Below are 14,563 nucleotides of genomic sequence, written 5' to 3'. Positions count from 1 at the left end.
CGTTAGACACTTATCGTCTGGACTGGCCTCTTCGCGGGCAAGCCTCACTCCAAGTGGATGGCTTGCCCGGCTAATCTCCAATGAGCAACCACGAGGCATGCATGTCTTTTGATCTGAGCGCACGTCTTGCTGCCCGTCGCGCCGAGCACCTGTATCGTCATCGCCCTTTGCTACAAAGCCCGCAAGGCCCTGAAGTGGTGGTCGATGGTCAGCCGTTGCTGGCGTTCTGCAACAACGACTACCTGGGCCTGGCCAATCACCCTGAGGTGGTCGCTGCCTGGAAAGCCGGGGCCGAGCGTTGGGGAGTAGGCGGTGGCGCGTCGCATTTGGTAATCGGCCACAGCACCCCGCATCACGCACTCGAAGAAGCCCTTGCCGACCTCACTGGCCGACCTCGCGCGTTGCTGTTTTCCAACGGCTACATGGCGAATCTCGGCGCGGTCACAGCGCTGGTGGGGCAGGGCGATACGGTGCTGGAGGACCGCCTCAACCACGCCTCGTTACTCGATGCCGGGCTATTGAGCGGCGCGCGTTTCTCGCGTTACCTGCACAACGATCCCGACAGCCTCAGCGCGCGTCTGGAAAAAGCCGTGGGCGATACGTTGGTGGTGACCGATGGTGTGTTCAGCATGGACGGCGACATCGCCGATTTGCCTGCTCTGGCCAAGGTCGCCAAGGCCAAAGGCGCCTGGTTGATGGTCGACGATGCTCACGGCTTTGGCCCTTTGGGCGCCAATGGCGCGGGCATTGTCGAGCATTTTGGGCTGAGCATGGATGATGTGCCGGTATTGATCGGCACGCTGGGCAAGTCGTTCGGCACTGCCGGCGCGTTTGTCGCGGGCAGTGAAGAGCTGATTGAAACCCTGATCCAGTTCGCCCGGCCATACATCTACACCACTAGCCAGCCCCCTGCGTTGGCCTGCGCCACACTCAAAAGCCTCCAATTGCTGCGTACCGAACACTGGCGCCGCGAGCACCTGAGTGCGCTGATCAAGCAGTTCCGTACAGGTGCTGAAGGGCTCGGCCTGCAACTAGTAGATAGCTTCACGCCCATCCAGCCGATTCTGATCGGCGACAGCGGTCGTGCATTGCGCCTCTCGCAGTTGCTTCGTGAGCGCGGCTTGATGGTGACAGCGATTCGTCCGCCAACAGTCCCTGCTGGCGGAGCGCGTTTACGCGTGACGTTATCGGCTGCCCACACTCATGCTCAGGTCCAGCTATTGTTGGATGCACTGGAGCAGTGTTATCCGCTGCTGGACATGAGCGAATGGGTGGAACCCGAGCATGCGTGATCGTTTGATTCTGTTGCCCGGCTGGGGGCTTGGCGTTTCGCCGCTGGAGCCATTGGCCGCTGCATTACGTGGGCTGGACGAACACCTACGGGTCGAGATCGAGCCGCTGCCGGACCTTGAAACCGACGATCTCAACGAATGGCTCGACGAGCTGGACTCGACGTTGCCGGATAACGTTTGGCTCGGCGGCTGGTCGTTGGGCGGCATGCTTGCGGTCGAACTCGCTGCGCGTCGCGGCGAGCGCTGCTGCGGTGTGGCGACGTTTGCCAGCAACGTGTGTTTTGTGGCGCGCAGCGAGTGGCCATCGGGCATGGCACAAACCGATTTTGACGCGTTCATTGCCGGTTGCACCGCTGATCCGCAAGGCACCCTAAAGCGTTTCAGCCTGCTGTGCGTGCAGGGTGCGCAAGATGCACGTGCGTTGGCGCGACAGCTAAAAACCGGCGCGCCGCAGGGCTCGGCAACGGCGCTGATCGAAAGCTTGAAATTGCTTGAACAGATGGACACCCGCGCGGCCTTGCAAACGTATCGCGGTCCGCAACTGCATCTGTTCGGCGGGCTCGATGCGCTGGTTCCGGCCGAAGCCTCGACCGACCTGCTGAATCTGTTACCCGATGTCGAAGTGGGCCTGATCGAACAGGCCAGCCACGCGTTCATCCTGGAAAACCCTCACGGTGTGGCGGCGGCGATCCAGGCTTTTTTGCATGAGTCCGGTGATGACTGATCTTTCTCATTTCGCGGTATTGAAGGCCGTTCAGCAACAAGCAGCGAAACAGGGCGAGCTGCCCGATAAACGCCAGGTGGCGGCTTCATTTTCCAGGGCTGCCGCCAGCTACGACAGTGTGGCCGAGTTGCAGCGTTCGGTGGGTGGCGAATTGCTCTCGCGGTTGTTACACGATGGCTCGAATCCTTCGCGTTGGCTGGATATGGGCAGTGGCACCGGGCATTTCAGCCGCCAACTGGGGCAATATCTCCCGCAAAGCGAGGGCATTGCGCTGGACATCGCTGAGGGGATGTTGCGTCATGCCCGGCCGTTGGGTGGTGCTCAACACTTTATCGTGGGAGACGCTGAGCGTTTACCGTTGCGTGACAACAGTGTCGAGCTGATTTTTTCCAGCCTCGCCGTGCAATGGTGTGCGGATTTCGCCGCAGTATTGAGCGAAGCCAAGCGCGTGTTGCAGCCCGGTGGCGTGTTTGCTTTTGCCAGCCTGTGCGTCGGCACGCTCTACGAATTACGGGACAGCTGGCAGGCCGTTGACGGTAGGGTCCACGTCAATCGTTTCCGTGAATTAAGTGACTATCAGCAGTTGTGTGCAGCGAGTGGTATGAACGTTCGTCGCCTGGATGTGTTATCCCATGTGTTGCATTATCCCGACGTGCGCAGCCTGACCCACGAGCTTAAAGCGTTGGGTGCGCACAACATCAACCCCGGGCGCCCCGATGGTTTGACCGGGCGGGCGCGGATTCAGGCGCTGATCGCCGCGTATGAGCACTTCCGTCAGCAAGATGGCCTGCCCGCGACGTATCAGGTGGTTTATGCGGTGCTGGAAAAGCCATTGACGGCGTTATAAGCAGCCAATGTTTTGAGCGCTATAGTTGATAAGCAATAGGTTGCAACACTTGAACGGACGGCCGCAAAGATGAGCCAGGCGTACTTCATCGCGGGAACCGATACCGATGTGGGCAAAACCACAATTGCCACAGGGCTGTTGTATGCGGCGCGGCAATCGGGGTTGAGTACCGCCGCCGGTAAACCTGTGGCTTCCGGATGCGATGTGAAGCCCAAGGGATTGCGCAACCCTGACGCGGTAGCGTTGCGCGCGGAGTGCTCGATTGCGCTGAGCTATAACGAGGTTAATCCGGTGGCGTTTGAGCCCGCGATCGCGCCTCATCTCGCTGCACGGGAGGCGGGGGTCGCATTGACGGTTCAGGCGTTGCTGGGGCCCATGCGGCATATTTTGAGCAAGGGCGCCGACTTCACCCTGATCGAAGGCGCTGGCGGCTGGCGCGTGCCATTGGCTGATCAGGCCAATCTGTCCGATCTTGCGATTGCTTTGCGCCTGCCGGTGATTCTGGTCGTGGGCGTGCGCCTGGGATGCATCAGCCATGCATTGCTGAGTGCCGAAGCCATCGCCGCAGATGGCCTGCAACTGGCAGGGTGGGTGGCCAATATCATCGATCCCAAGACCTCGCGCCTGGAAGAAAACCTCGCCACGCTGGCCGAGCGCTTACCCGCGCCTTGTTTGGGGCGCGTGCCCTTCATGAAAAAATCCACGCCTGAAGCCGTGGCAGAGCATCTGCACTTGGAGTTGCTTGACTGAGAGGCAACCTTGTCCTTATCGGGATAAGCCCCTGCGTGGGGAGCTTTTTTTGACATGCAGTAAATAGTTAGTGCCACTGTGTCGTGAAGAAATCCTTAGATATCGCTGTCGCCCAATGGATGGGCACTACCAGCGAAGGATTTCCTCTTGATAAATACTCTCTTGAATTCGAACCCCGTCTTGCCTGTAGCACCGGGTCAGCCGGTCAGTGCCGAGCGACTACTCCTAAGCAGCCATGTGCAAGAGCACCGACAATTGTTGCTGATGGATGCTGTGAGCGCATTGCAGTCATTGACGTCGTTATGGAACAGCCCGCCCGCCCTAACGCCTGTTTTAGAAACGTTAGTTGCGCGTGTAGGAAAAGCAGAGGCGATCAACCTTTTTCAAAGTGCTTTTGCCAGTCGGTGGCAAGCCTATTGGGATGCTCGTGCGCAAGGTACGGCGCTTTCCCGTTTAGCACTGGCGACGCAACTGCAACGTGCGCACTTTGTCTGTAGCGTTCAGGCCATGTCCTTTGGCGCGCAGCTTGATGAAGAAAAGCTGGCCGATTTGGCTGCCAAGCATTGGGATGTACCGCAGGGCCTGAGATTCGAAGCAGTCAAGGTCCTTAGAGGCGGCGTTTCCGTGGCATCGGGGGCTTTTTCCGTGCATCTCGCGACGGCGGCCCAGCAGGCTCAGTTGCTGTACTCGCCGGGTCCTGAGAGTCGATTGCAGGCCTTTGACAGCCGCGAACAATTGCTCGACCACCTGGGTGACGCTCACGCGCTGGTTGATTTGCAGGAAGATCCGTTCGAGTACGCCACCCGTTGTGCCATCGCCGAATATTACGCCGCAATCGGTGAAGCGATGCAGGAGCAGGTTATTCCCGCGCTGCGCCAAGGTTTGAGTGAAGGGCTGCTCTGTGCAGAGCGCTTGGATACAGGTCGACTTGTGGTTGTGGCGCAAGTCCCGATGGACGCTGTAGCGACTTCGAACACAGCGTCGCCGCTCTCGTTCGGCCATCTGGACGACCTGCCTCTGGAGTTTCAGGAGCAAGCTCTGGAAAAACTGCGGGTAAAGGTGCAGGGCGCAGATTTTGCAGCGTTGCAAGCGGCTCACACTCACGTATTGAGTGTCCGCGCACAGAGCGAGATGGCTATCCCACTCTTATTGGCGTCAGCACAAACCCTGTTTTGCCAGCCGTTGCCGATTGCACAGATACTCTCGGGGGAACCGACGTTTGGTCAATTGATAGCGTCGCGCGGCGAAGCGCTGCTGGCCGAGGCCCGACTGCAAAACATTATGGGCATGCTCAGTGCAAAGGCGCTGGACATGGTTGAGACGGTCGTTGCTAACCCTGTAACGGCTCAGCGAACGGATGATCGGATACAGGTCGCTTCGCTTGAGTTGTCCGGCGCGACAAAGACCGAATTATTGCCAGGCGTTTTGGTGATTGCCCGCACTGATGCATTCACCGCGTCACACTCTGCACAGTCGGTGGTGCTGTTCTGGCCTGGCCGCACCGGCGGACTAGCGGAATTTACCTCATGGCAGGCGCTACAGGATGTCCTCGCACCTGAGGGGGGCTCAGCCAAGGACCGCGTTGTAACTAGACCCATAGGCACTCACATTTTCGAATGCAGTGTGCTGGACCAATTGGCCTATTACGACCGGCGAGCCACGGCAATCTGCGCCGGCGAGAGACGCTTCGACGATGCGCCAGGTCTGCAGGCTTCCTTGCAGCGCCTGCATGCCGAAACCCTCAGCGACTTGACTGTGCCGTTTCATGCTGCGCGCGACCAACTGCTCACCGCTCATTTTGAGCGTGAGAAGGTGATGCGCAGGGTGCATGTCCAGCCTGGCTGGCTTCAGGGGCTCAGTCAGGAAGACGGGGCCGAAGGCAAGCATCTGGTCCGGCAGATGTGTGACGCCATGCATGACAGCCATGAGCTACTGGCGTCGGATTTACCTCCTCGTGGCGAGTTCGTCGAAGACCTGTTGAGGCAAAGGCTCCAGGCAGATTTCGCTGTGAGTGAGCCGGTAAGGGTCATCCTTGACCTGCCCGAGTCCGTGAAGTCTGTGAAAGAGTTGATCGCCGATTCTGGCGCACCTGGCACACCGTTTCGCGAGGTGCTGCGACCCAGCGAGCAGCGGGTCAATCTGCCGCTTGCCGAGGTGGCGTTGATGGGTATTGACGACGCCTTCAAGGCGCGTCTGAATTTTCTTCGGGTTCAGGTGGTGGTAGATGACGCCGATGAGGCCCGCCGACTGGAAAGTCGTATCGACGCAGACTATCTGATTGCACTGGTCGAAGGGCTTGATGTGGCCGAACAGTTCGAACAACGGATTCGAGCGGTGCATGGCCGTCTTGAAGCTGAGTCCGACTTTGCCATGCAGTTTCGTCGCGAGCGATTGTGCGCGCCTTATCTTGCGCAACTGCGCCTGCAAACCTGGGTCGCTCGGATGCGCAAGGTTATCGACGTAGACGGGGAGCAAATCATCAATGCTGCATTGCTCCCCAGGCAGGCGGACGCGCCGGAAGATGAGTTGGACGTCGTACTGCGCTCAATCATTCTCAACGCCCCTGGCTCTGAGCTGAACACGACGGGCGTTGCACTCGCAGGCGTTGTGTTGATGGAGAATCGTACATCCGGGAAAACGGTGATGTACCTTCCCGATGTTCCCAACTGGAAAGTCCTGACCGAGCATGATAGTGCGCAACAAGCCTGCCAATCGCTGATCCAGATGTCTCTGGAGCCCGGGATGGCCGATTACTTGAGCGCCAGACCGGTTTCGGGAGACCCCGCCGCTCATGCCAGTTATATCCGCCAGGCACAGCTCAAGCACTTCGATGGTTTCATCCGTGTAGATAGCGGTTCGTGGCCTCGCAATATTCCGTTACCCGAGCATCTGGTCAATGTGCAAATGGGGCGCCTGATCGAGGCTCATCGTTCGACCTCGCGCTCGCAAACCGATTTGTATTTTGAGTTGGCGGCTCAAAGCACCTCAGTGGGGACTATTTTTGGCTACATCTCAATGGCCTTGGGCATCGTGCCGTTTGTGGGCACCGGGCTGGCGCTCGTTGATGCTTTGCGTGCGGCAGTCTATAGCGCTGACGCTTTTGTCGAAGGCAAAGTGGGCGAGGGGTTGGATCATATAGAAGCGGTACTTTTATCGTTGATTGATGCAGCAATGGACAGCTTGCCAGGGGGAAGCGTAGCCGCCACTGGGGCTGCCCGTCGCGCCGCTCGGCTGGGCCGTTTTTCTGCTGGTTTCAAGGCCGCCATCAGACATTCCGGTAAGTCTCGCCACGCCCCGTTTTCTCGTTTCGACGGCTATGAATCATCGACGCCATGGTGGAAGTTGCCAGCTCGTCAATTGGAAGCCACCAGCGCTGTGCATACCCTTGACGGTCAGAAATACATTGTCCGTGATGCGAAGGTTTACGCGGTTGAATGGGATGCCGATTACTCGACGTGGCGTTTACGCGGTAACGATGTAAAAAGTTATAAACAACCCATTGCGCTTGATCGGATGGGACGTTGGGATACCCAAGGCGCGGTGGACGGTGCTCTGGTCCGTGGAGGATTGAAGGGGGGCGGGGCTCACCTCACGCGTATGGCTTCGGATGGTTGGGTGGGTATCAGCGGTTATTTACGTAGAAGGCTTCGAGGGATAGAGACCGAGGCTCAAAAAATTGATCGTCTTTGTTGGGAACTGCAAACCCACTTCGCAGGACTCGATGATCTGAAGCGTCGTTTAAACCATTCGCAGGAGTTAATACGTCAAGGTGATTTAGGTTCCACCACGCAGTTGATTCATGAGCAAGCAGTGACCGATTATCGAAATTTTTTTGTCATCGCGACCGAGAAGATTTTGGCCATTGGGCCGCACGGTCCTGGCAGCAGGCTGGGTTATAAGAACGCGCTTAACGACTACGTACATCGGGTTATGCGCGCCGCGCGAGCTTTGGAGGATCGTTATGTAAACGACTTCCTCGTGTTTTATCGTCGGATGCAAGAGGTGGGCGATTTTGACCCTGGTAGTGAGGTGGTGGACCTGTCTGCCGTGACGGCGTTGATGCAGCTTCACATGGACTTTCTGTACACGCTAAGAAAAGCTTCAGATCACAGGGCTTTCCAGGAAAACTGGTACGAGCGTGTAAATAAAGTGGGCTTGACTGAAAGTACCCGCAAGGCACTTAAAGACGTGTTGGATACTTCCACGAGCGCTCTGGGCTACAAAATTGCCCAAATGGGATCAATCCTGATAGGGGCAGTCATGAAGGTGCCGATTGCCGAATTGGCCAGGACTGGGTTCAAGGGGAAGGTTGAACATGCCCTCGTTAGCTATGCTGAGCTGATGTCAGGCGGATTGGACATCTCCAATAAACAACGGATACGCATGTTGACGAAAGTCGTTAGCCAATTCAGAGATATCGAGTTGGCCGCATTGGGCATCGAAGCCAGTTCTGCGCGCCTTCTGGATCAATCGTTTTGGCCGGTTCTGCATAAAAGCCTGATGGGTTTCAAACTTGACGCCGAAACTCGATTGGCAAATTTGGAAAATCAGCTTGAGGTTACCGTTCAGAGGACGGCAGGTAAGCAAAAAGGACAGAGCACCAAAAAAGTCTTCGAAACGGTGGACGACGAACTACTCATCGGCGTGGCGCGCACCACCGCGAAAGGGGAAAGGGTCATGGACGTGCTAGAGCCAGTCTCGGGCAGGATCAATGAAACCTATCACCAGGAAGGGAAGCGTTGGGCATTGGTCAAACCTGTAAGTCGTCATACACCCCCATCAGCTATCAAGGTCGAGGATGTGCTTGCCGAGGCAGAAGAGGCGATGTCTCCCCTCGAAAGCTTGCTGGTCAAGGTCAAGGAATACGCCAAAACGTCGATGGAACCTGCGAGCCTTGAGGATATTTTGGAACTGCGGGCGAGTCAGCTAGACACGCTAGGCAATAAGCTCGTCGAGGTGCCAGAGCAACCGGCTATCGTGGCAATGCGTGACAGGTTGAAGGCTCAAAGTCAGCAGTTGCGTGCCGAAGGTGTTCGCCTGCGTGTCGAGGCGTGCAAGCGGCTACCCACACAAGGCCATCTGGACTACTTGCTTGGTCGGCGTGAGGTGTCGATCAAGAAGGTGGTGGATGAGCGGGTGGCGCAGCTGACTCCAAAGGGACGCGTCGACGGTTACCTGCAGGAATACATGGTCCACGGACATGATGGTCGGCCGCTCTGGTATGCGCATTTCCACTATGCAAAGGTGGAGACTCCTTTTGTCAACTTTTCCAAGGCTCATCTGAAAACTCCGGATCAGCGATATTTGGGGCTGAAGTCACAGATGGCTGAAGCGCACAGCGGGGAAAATATCACCCCAATTCTTCGAGCACCCATTTCTCAAGCTATCGCCGTAAAGCATTTTCAGTCGATCGATTGAGCGCTAATTGAGAAAGAAGTACCTGCCGTATGCCTGTTCTTGTGACAGGCGTACCGTCTTGGGCGCAAGGCTGTTGCTATCATGCGGCCTTGTGCCATTATTCTTTTTAGCGGGTATTTGTTGCCGTGGTCTGTTTCAATATCCATGTTCGTTTTGTGAACAGAGGTTGTTCCCATGCAGATTTCTCTAAACAACACGCTATACCCCGGGCTGAGCGCGATTCAGGTGGGGCAGTCGCGGGTTGATCAGGCCGCGTCTCAATTGGCCAGTCCGGCCACTGAAATTTCCGGTCGTAGCCAATCTTCTGATTTTCAGCTTGAGAACCTTCGCGCGGTGGATCGCAGTCAGCGTTCCGACATGGCCAGTAATGTCGTCGAGCTCGCCCAAGGCAAGAATCAGGTCATGGCTGGACTCAAGGTTGAAAAGGCCAGCGACGAAGCACTTGGCACGTTGATCGATACCTACGCCTGACCCTTCCCGGTGCGCCTCGGCGCACGCGGTTGCTGTATTCCCCCGAACTGAATTGCACCTTATAAGCGGGCTGAATCAAGGCCGTCGGTTAACGGCGCCTGCTGTTTCCCTCAACTAAACTTACGCCCTCCGGTGAATGCTTTTCGCGCTGGAGGCCTTTCGCTGCGCGGCGTTTAGGGCACCGACGATGGGTGGTACGCGGAGTGCGCTTGACAAGGTCTGGGCGTAAACGTATGTTTCAAACACCTGTTTGACCGCTAGGCATCCGAGATTGTCCGGTGGTTGTGGCAAACCCTACAACGACCGATCGGTCATCCAACTCCAGGATTCATCAGCAGAGGTTTATCGCTATGCCTGACTACAAGGCCCCCTTGCGTGATATTCGCTTCGTACGTAACGAACTGCTCGGCTACGAAGCACACTATCAAAGCCTGCCAGCCTGCCAGGACGCTACGCCTGACATGGTCGACGCCATTCTCGAGGAAGGCGCCAAGTTTTGTGAGCAGGTCCTGGCCCCATTGAATCGCGTGGGTGACATCGAAGGCTGCACCTGGAGCGAATCTGGCGTCAAAACCCCTACCGGTTTCAAAGAAGCCTACAAACAATTCGTTGAAGGCGGTTGGCCGAGCCTGGCGCATGACGCCGCCCACGGCGGCCAGGGCCTGCCTGAGTCGCTGGGTCTGGCGGTCAGCGAGATGGTTGGCGAAGCCAACTGGTCGTGGGGCATGTACCCAGGCCTGTCGCATGGCGCGATGAACACGATTTCCGAACACGGCACGCCTGAGCAACAAGACGCGTACCTGACCAAACTGGTGTCGGGCGAATGGACCGGCACCATGTGCCTGACCGAGCCTCACTGCGGTACTGACCTGGGCATGTTGCGCACCAAGGCCGAACCTCAGGCTGACGGCTCCTACAAAGTCTCCGGCACCAAGATCTTCATTTCCGCTGGCGAACACGACATGGCCGATAACATCGTCCACATCGTGCTGGCTCGTCTGCCGGATGCTCCGGCTGGCACCAAAGGCATCTCGCTGTTCATCGTGCCCAAGTTTGTCCCGGACGCGGCAGGCAACATTGGCGAGCGCAACGCCGTGAACTGTGGCTCCCTTGAACATAAAATGGGCATCCACGGCAACGCGACCTGCGTGATGAACTTCGACGGCGCTACCGGCTACCTGATCGGCCCGCCGAACAAGGGCTTGAACTGCATGTTCACCTTCATGAACACCGCGCGCCTGGGTACAGCGTTGCAGGGCTTGGCTCACGCTGAAGTCGGTTTCCAGGGTGGTTTGAAATACGCCCGTGAACGCCTGCAAATGCGCTCCCTGACAGGCCCGAAAGCGCCGGATAAGGCTGCTGATCCGATCATTGTTCACCCTGATGTCCGTCGCATGCTGTTGACCATGAAGGCCTTCGCCGAAGGTACTCGTGCCATGGTGTACTTCACCGCCAAGCAGGTCGACATCGTCAAATACAGCGACGACGCCGAAGCCAAAAAACAAGCGGATGGCCTGCTGGCATTCATGACGCCGATCGCTAAAGCGTTCATGACCGAAGTGGGTTTCGAGTCTGCCAACCACGGCGTTCAGATCTACGGCGGCCACGGTTTCATCGCCGAGTGGGGCATGGAGCAGAACGTTCGCGACAGCCGCATCTCGATGCTGTACGAAGGCACCACTGGTGTTCAGGCGCTCGATCTGCTGGGCCGCAAAGTGTTGATGACGCAAGGCGAAGCGCTCAAGAACTTCACCAAAATCATCCACAAGTTCTGCCAGGGCCAGGAAGGCAACGCAGCGGTCACCGAATTCGTCACACCGTTGGCTGCGCTGAACAAAGAGTGGGGCGAATTGACCCTGAAAATTGGCATGGCCGCCATGAAGGATCGTGAGGAGGTCGGCGCCGCTTCGGTGGATTACCTGATGTATTCCGGTTACGTATGCCTGGCATATTTCTGGGCTGACATGGCTCGCGTTGCCGCCGAGAAGCTGGCTGCCGGTACCAGCGAAGAAGCCTTCTACACTGCCAAGCTGCAGACCGCACGCTTCTACTTCCAGCGTATTCTGCCGCGTACTCGCACCTACGTTGTAACCATGCTGTCGGGCGCCAACAACTTGATGGACATGAAAGAAGAGGACTTCGGCCTGGCGTACTGAGTACACCGCTGAGTGCTGACAAAAGGCCGCTTTACCTTCGGGGGAAGCGGCTTTTTGCAAACGCGGACCTGTTGGCGCAAGGCTTGCCCGCGAAGGTGTGGGTAGGCACGAATTTACTCAGTACACGGGCCTTGTCGCGGGCAAACCGCGCTCCAACAGACCCCCTTAAACTGCGCGCCAGCGCGGCGTCCGGGCGACGGGATCTCCCCCAGATTCCCAGCCATCCATTTTGGGCGCGTTGTAAAACTCTGCTTCTTTCCCCTCATCAGATGCGCTTTCTAGCCGATACAGGCACAATGCCATTTGTGTTTGCTCGTTGTTACGTCAACGGGTAGGAGAAACCCTCTTGCTGCGCCTTTCCGCTGGACGTGTCAGCCATTTCTTGCCCTCTCTGGCTTTGTTGATCGCCGGGCTTGCTGCTGCGTACGTGAAGGACCTGAACGTATTCTTCACTTCACTGTTCAACGTGCTGCCAACCCTGGTTTTGCTGCTTGGCGGCGCTTATTGCGTGGTTTACAAGCGTCAGCGTGAACTGTTCTTGATGATTACCGTGTACGTCGCTTATTTCCTGCTCGATGCGCAGACCGATTACTACCGCGATAATGGCAAGGTCCGAGAGGACGCGGCGGTGGTGTTCCATCTGTGCTGTCTGTTGCTACCCATATTGTTCGGTCTGTTCGCTGTATGGGAGGAGCGCACACACCTGTTCCAGGATCTGGTCGCGCGGCTGGCGGTGTTAGTCGCGGTTGGCAGCGTCGCGCTCGGTCTGGAACAAAGCTTCCCACAAGAAGTACTTGCGTGGCTGGCTGATATTCGCTGGCCGGCGCTGCATGGCGAATGGATGAGCTTGATTCAGCTGTCCTACGTTGCATTCATCATCTCTTTCGTCTTGCTGATCATCCAATACCTGCGCAAGCCCAGGCCACTGCATGCCGCACAGTTGGTGGGCTTGCTCGGTCTGTTCTGGGCGTTGCCGAAAACCTTTATCCTGCCCTTTACTCTGAACATCATGTGCAGTCAGGTCATGTTGATGATTGCCGCTGCCGTCGCACACGAAGCCTATCAAATGGCCTTCCGTGACGAGCTGACCGGGTTACCGGGACGTCGCGCGTTGAATGAGCGGATGCAGCGCTTGGGGCGTAACTACGTGCTGGCGATGGGCGATGTCGATCACTTCAAGAAATTCAACGACACCTACGGCCATGACGTCGGCGACCAGGTACTACGGTTGGTGGCCAGCAAACTGTCGAAGATCACCAGCGGCGGTGGCCGGGCTTATCGTTATGGCGGTGAGGAATTCGCCATCGTATTTGCCGGAAAAACCCTTGAAGAGTGCATGCCGCATCTGGATGCGGTGCGCGAAGTCATCGCCAACTACCAGATTCAGCTGCGCAATCAGGACGCGCGCCCACAAGACGATCAACAAGGGCGTCAACGGCGTGCCAGCAGCCCTGCTTCAGCGGTGTCGGTGACGATCAGTATCGGTGTTGCCGAGCGTCAGCCTGAACATCGCAATCCCGAAGAAGTGCTCAAGGCCGCGGACCAGGCGCTGTATGCCGCGAAAGGCGCCGGTCGAAACTGTGTTGTTTCAAGCGGTCAGACCAATAAACGTGGCGCCGTGAGAATGGCAACCACCAACTGATAGCTGTTTCTTTTTCCTCGTAATCAAATAGCTTTCGCCCGCGCGTGAAAGCTCAGACAGACTCATTGCTCGTTCGTGACTATTTATTGGTAAATGGTCACTAGTTGACGCTATGTGTCGCAAATGGCGTTCGGGTACACTCGCCATCACAGACACATCGACGCCGCAGATTGAATACGGCGCCTCTTTTTTCGAGTTACTGCTGCTGTTTGCGAGGTTTGCCATGGCTGACTACAAAGCGCCTTTGCGTGATATGCGCTTCGTTCTGAATGAAGTGTTCGAGGTCTCCAAACTGTGGGCACAACTGCCTGAACTGTCCGAGGCGGTTGACGCTGAAACCGTTGAGGCCATTCTCGAAGAGGCCGGTAAGGTCATTGGCAAAGCCATCGCACCGCTGAGTCGCGCTGGCGACGAAGAGGGTTGCCATTGGAACGACACAGTAGTGACAACCCCCGAGGGCTTTGTTCAGGCCTACAAAACGTATGCTGAAGGCGGTTGGGTTGGCGTAGGTGGTAACCCTGAGTTTGGTGGCATGGGCATGCCCAAGGCCGTTTCGGCGCAGGTTGAAGAGATGGTCAACTCCGCCAGTCTGGCGTTTGGCCTTTACCCGATGCTGACCTCCGGTGCCTGCGTGTCGATCAATGCACACGCCAGCGAACAACTGAAATCAACCTATTTGCCGAACATGTATGCCGGTCTCTGGAGCGGGTCGATGTGCCTGACCGAGGCCCATGCCGGCACCGATCTGGGGATGATCCGCACCAAGGCCGATCCGCAGGCCGACGGCGCCTACAAGATCAGCGGTACCAAGATATTCATCACCGGCGGTGAACACGACCTGACCGAAAACATCATCCATCTGGTGCTGGCGAAACTACCGGACGCCCCTGCCGGGCCGAAGGGTATTTCGCTGTTTCTGGTGCCCAAGTTCATGGTCAATAGCGACGGCAGCCTCGGCCCACGCAACACCGTGTCGTGTGGTTCGATCGAGCACAAGATGGGGATTCAGGCGTCCGCCACTTGCGTGATTAACTTCGACGCCGCCGAAGGCTATTTGATTGGCGAGCCGAACAAAGGTCTGGCAGCGATGTTCACGATGATGAACTACGAGCGCCTGGGGGTCGGTATTCAGGGACTTGCCTCGGGGGAGCGCTCTTATCAGAACGCCATCGAGTATGCGCGTGATCGTCTGCAAAGTCGGGCCCCGACGGGCGCCCAGTCGAAAGATACCCCCGCCGACCCCATCATCGTTCACCCTGATGT

Annotated in this window: 10 protein-coding genes; 9 read left to right on the top strand and 1 reads right to left on the bottom strand. The window is 57.3% G+C overall.

The window, feature by feature from the left end; genetic code table 11:
* Nucleotides 1-101: 101 nt before the first annotated feature.
* The 4 genes from bioF (at nucleotide 102) to bioD (ending at nucleotide 3,613) form a co-directional block, all read left to right on the top strand.
* Complete coding sequence (gene bioF, locus VGC62_RS09690) at nucleotides 102-1,292, top strand: 8-amino-7-oxononanoate synthase (protein ID WP_331186857.1); 1,191 nt, start codon at nucleotides 102-104, stop codon at nucleotides 1,290-1,292.
* The gene (locus VGC62_RS09685; RefSeq protein WP_331186856.1) at nucleotides 1,285-2,016 is read left to right on the top strand and encodes an alpha/beta fold hydrolase; all 732 of its coding nucleotides are present in this window, start codon (nucleotides 1,285-1,287) and stop codon (nucleotides 2,014-2,016) included. Before bioF ends, VGC62_RS09685 begins: the two co-directional genes overlap by 8 nt.
* Nucleotides 2,009-2,863 (top strand): malonyl-ACP O-methyltransferase BioC, encoded by an 855-nt coding sequence (bioC, locus tag VGC62_RS09680; protein ID WP_331186855.1) that lies wholly within the window; start codon nucleotides 2,009-2,011, stop codon nucleotides 2,861-2,863. Before VGC62_RS09685 ends, bioC begins: the two co-directional genes overlap by 8 nt.
* Before the next feature lie 69 nt (nucleotides 2,864-2,932).
* A complete protein-coding gene (gene bioD, locus VGC62_RS09675) occupies nucleotides 2,933-3,613 on the top strand; it encodes a dethiobiotin synthase (RefSeq protein ID WP_331186854.1) in 681 nt (226 codons plus the stop codon).
* Between the two features lie 453 nt (nucleotides 3,614-4,066).
* Here bioD and VGC62_RS09670 read toward each other — a convergent pair whose 3' ends face one another.
* Entirely contained in the window at nucleotides 4,067-4,717 is a 651-nt protein-coding gene (locus VGC62_RS09670; RefSeq protein ID WP_331186853.1) for a hypothetical protein, read from the bottom strand.
* Nucleotides 4,718-4,795: 78 nt separating this feature from the next.
* On the opposite strand from VGC62_RS09670, the gene VGC62_RS09665 reads away from it, so the two are divergent.
* From VGC62_RS09665 to VGC62_RS09645, 5 genes are all read left to right on the top strand, one after another.
* Nucleotides 4,796-9,031, top strand: coding sequence for a dermonecrotic toxin domain-containing protein (locus tag VGC62_RS09665; RefSeq protein WP_331186852.1), 4,236 nt, complete (start codon nucleotides 4,796-4,798; stop codon nucleotides 9,029-9,031).
* A gap of 174 nt (nucleotides 9,032-9,205) precedes the next feature.
* The gene (locus VGC62_RS09660) at nucleotides 9,206-9,502 is read left to right on the top strand and encodes a pyrroloquinoline quinone biosynthesis protein PqqE (RefSeq protein WP_331186851.1); all 297 of its coding nucleotides are present in this window, start codon (nucleotides 9,206-9,208) and stop codon (nucleotides 9,500-9,502) included.
* A 350-nt stretch (nucleotides 9,503-9,852) separates the two neighbouring features.
* On the top strand, nucleotides 9,853-11,658 hold the full coding sequence (locus tag VGC62_RS09655; protein WP_331186850.1) for a phenylacyl-CoA dehydrogenase: 1,806 nt from the start codon (nucleotides 9,853-9,855) through the stop codon (nucleotides 11,656-11,658).
* Between the two features lie 346 nt (nucleotides 11,659-12,004).
* Complete coding sequence (locus tag VGC62_RS09650; RefSeq protein ID WP_331186849.1) at nucleotides 12,005-13,300, top strand: GGDEF domain-containing protein; 1,296 nt, start codon at nucleotides 12,005-12,007, stop codon at nucleotides 13,298-13,300.
* A 223-nt stretch (nucleotides 13,301-13,523) separates the two neighbouring features.
* A partial coding sequence (locus VGC62_RS09645; RefSeq protein ID WP_331186848.1) for an acyl-CoA dehydrogenase family protein occupies nucleotides 13,524-14,563 on the top strand: 1,040 nt, incomplete at its 3' end.

This window comes from Pseudomonas sp., assembly GCF_036404235.1.
GTDB lineage: Bacteria > Pseudomonadota > Gammaproteobacteria > Pseudomonadales > Pseudomonadaceae > Aquipseudomonas.
Note: the sequence above shows the minus strand (reverse complement) of the source record. Positions and strands in the feature narration are given on the sequence as shown.